Raw genomic sequence first — 1,854 nt, 5'->3', positions numbered from 1 at the left:
TAGTGAAATCAGACCTCGTGCCTTACAGTGGGCAATCCGAGCCAATGGTTTCTCTGGTAGGACAGCACGACAATTTATTAATTTTTTACAAGCAGAGGAAATGGGGAATCGGGAGTCGGGAGTCGGGAGTCGGGAGTCGTGAAGAGATGTAGATGTAGGATGGGCACTACACAGAGCGATTAACTCAGCTTGCTAATTCTGTAGCTAGCTACTACCCACCTAGTTACTGCCCACACTTGCGATCTAAATTTGAACACGGTGGGTTACGGCGCGCAGCAACACTGATTGGTAATCCCTCAAAATCCCTGACCGCGCCTAACCCACCCTACGAACTCCCGATTCCCGATTCCCGATTCCCGATTCCCGATTCCCGATTCCCGATTCCCTACTCCCTATATGATCATCGATTATGATCATCGATTTTCCATGGGAAAAGCCCCTGGTCGGACGCTGATTAATTTGGTCTTACCGTTACGAATTACTTCCACATTTAACTGGGCACCCACCTCTGAGGCTTCCACACCCTGCTGAACCTCAGTGGCATTTTTAACTGGTTTCGACGCAACGGTTTTAATGATATCTCCTGTTTTGAAACCAGCTCTCTGGGCGGGGGAGCCTGGCACCACCCGGACGATTAAAACCCCATCATTTTGGTTGACTTTGATGCCCAAGTCTTGGTCTTGATTAATTTTTTCTTTCAAGTCTGGGGTCAAGGTCACCATCTGAATGCCTAGGTAAGGATGCTCAACTTTACCTTTAGAAAATAGTTGATTGGCAATCCGTTCCGCAGTTTCCACGGGGATAGCAAACCCTAAGCCTTGGGCATTGGCTCGAATAGCGGTGTTAATCCCAACTACTTCACCAGTGGCATTCAACAACGGACCACCAGAATTACCAGGGTTAATGGCGGCATCCGTTTGGATAAAGCTGACCCGTTTTTCTGGAACCCCGACTTGGGAACTAGAGCGCCCCAAGGCACTGATGATACCGACGGTTACAGTATTATCTAAACCGAGGGGATTACCAATAGCGATCGCCCATTCTCCTGGGGTCAAATTCTCTGCTTTACCCAAGTTGACTGTGGGCAAGTCCGTTGCTTCAATTTTGACTACGGCTACATCGGTGACTGGGTCAGTGCCTACTACTTGACCGTCAAAGCTGCGACCGTCTTTTAGGGTGACTTTAACTTCCTCTGTGCCTTCTACAACGTGGGCATTGGTAATCAAGCGTCCATCGGAGCTGAGGATAAACCCAGAGCCGGTGCCTTGCTCGATGCGCTGTTTTGGCATAGGCAGGTCATCCCCAAAAAAGCGCCTAAAGAAAGGATTGTGGAACGGTTGTGGGATATCCCGTGATACCTGACGGGCTGCATCGATTCTCACCACTGCCGGACCTACTTTCTCTACCGCTTTAGCAATGAAATTCAGGTTTCTCTGGGGTTTAACCGTTGGTCGTTGTGGCGTGAATGGTTGTAATACTGCTGGAACGATTTGTGGGCGTCTGATTACCTCTTGCTCTGCCATGAGATAGCGACTACCCAAAACCCCTGCACCTCCGCCCAAGCCCAGCAATGTCAGATAAACGGTCAGCTGCTTTAGGGATAAACTCATGGTTCTAGTAATTTCACTAATTGCTTTTGGGGTCTATATACTTACACTTTACTGAAAAATGTTGAGTCTTGACCGAAGAATATTTTGGAGTTACCTGAAATAGCGGGTGGGGAGTGCTGATAAAGGTAGGTTTTTTGACAAAGACCTCACGTGTGGGGTGTGGGGTGTGGGGTGTGGGGTGTGGTAATAATATAGGGTAATATTTGATTATAGCGCTTTTGATAGGAATTTGGTAAAGAGAGCA

General features: G+C 48.2%; 3 protein-coding genes. 2 read left to right on the top strand and 1 reads right to left on the bottom strand.

Annotated elements, in window-relative coordinates; translation table 11 throughout:
• Positions 1-142 (top strand): DUF815 domain-containing protein (locus F6K20_RS36675; RefSeq protein WP_287298129.1); only part of this gene is annotated, 142 nt, incomplete at its 5' end.
• 94 nt (positions 143-236) lie between these two features.
• Positions 237-413, top strand: coding sequence for a hypothetical protein (locus F6K20_RS36670; RefSeq protein ID WP_287298127.1), 177 nt, complete (start codon positions 237-239; stop codon positions 411-413).
• On the opposite strand, the gene F6K20_RS36665 is transcribed toward F6K20_RS36670, so the two are convergent.
• Positions 414-1,610, bottom strand: a complete 1,197-nt coding sequence (locus F6K20_RS36665) for an HhoA/HhoB/HtrA family serine endopeptidase (protein ID WP_287298125.1) — start codon at positions 1,608-1,610, stop codon at positions 414-416.
• Positions 1,611-1,854: the final 244 nt, after the last annotated feature.

It is taken from the genome of Moorena sp. SIO2C4, from assembly GCF_010672485.1.
GTDB lineage: Bacteria > Cyanobacteriota > Cyanobacteriia > Cyanobacteriales > Coleofasciculaceae > Moorena > Moorena producens.
Note: the sequence above shows the minus strand (reverse complement) of the source record. Positions and strands in the feature narration are given on the sequence as shown.

Excerpts from the sequence above, each read along its gene's own strand:
- F6K20_RS36665 (WP_287298125.1), bottom strand. The coding sequence starts at position 1,610 with ATGAGTTTATCCCTAAAGCAGCTGACCGTTTATCTGACATTGCTGGGC.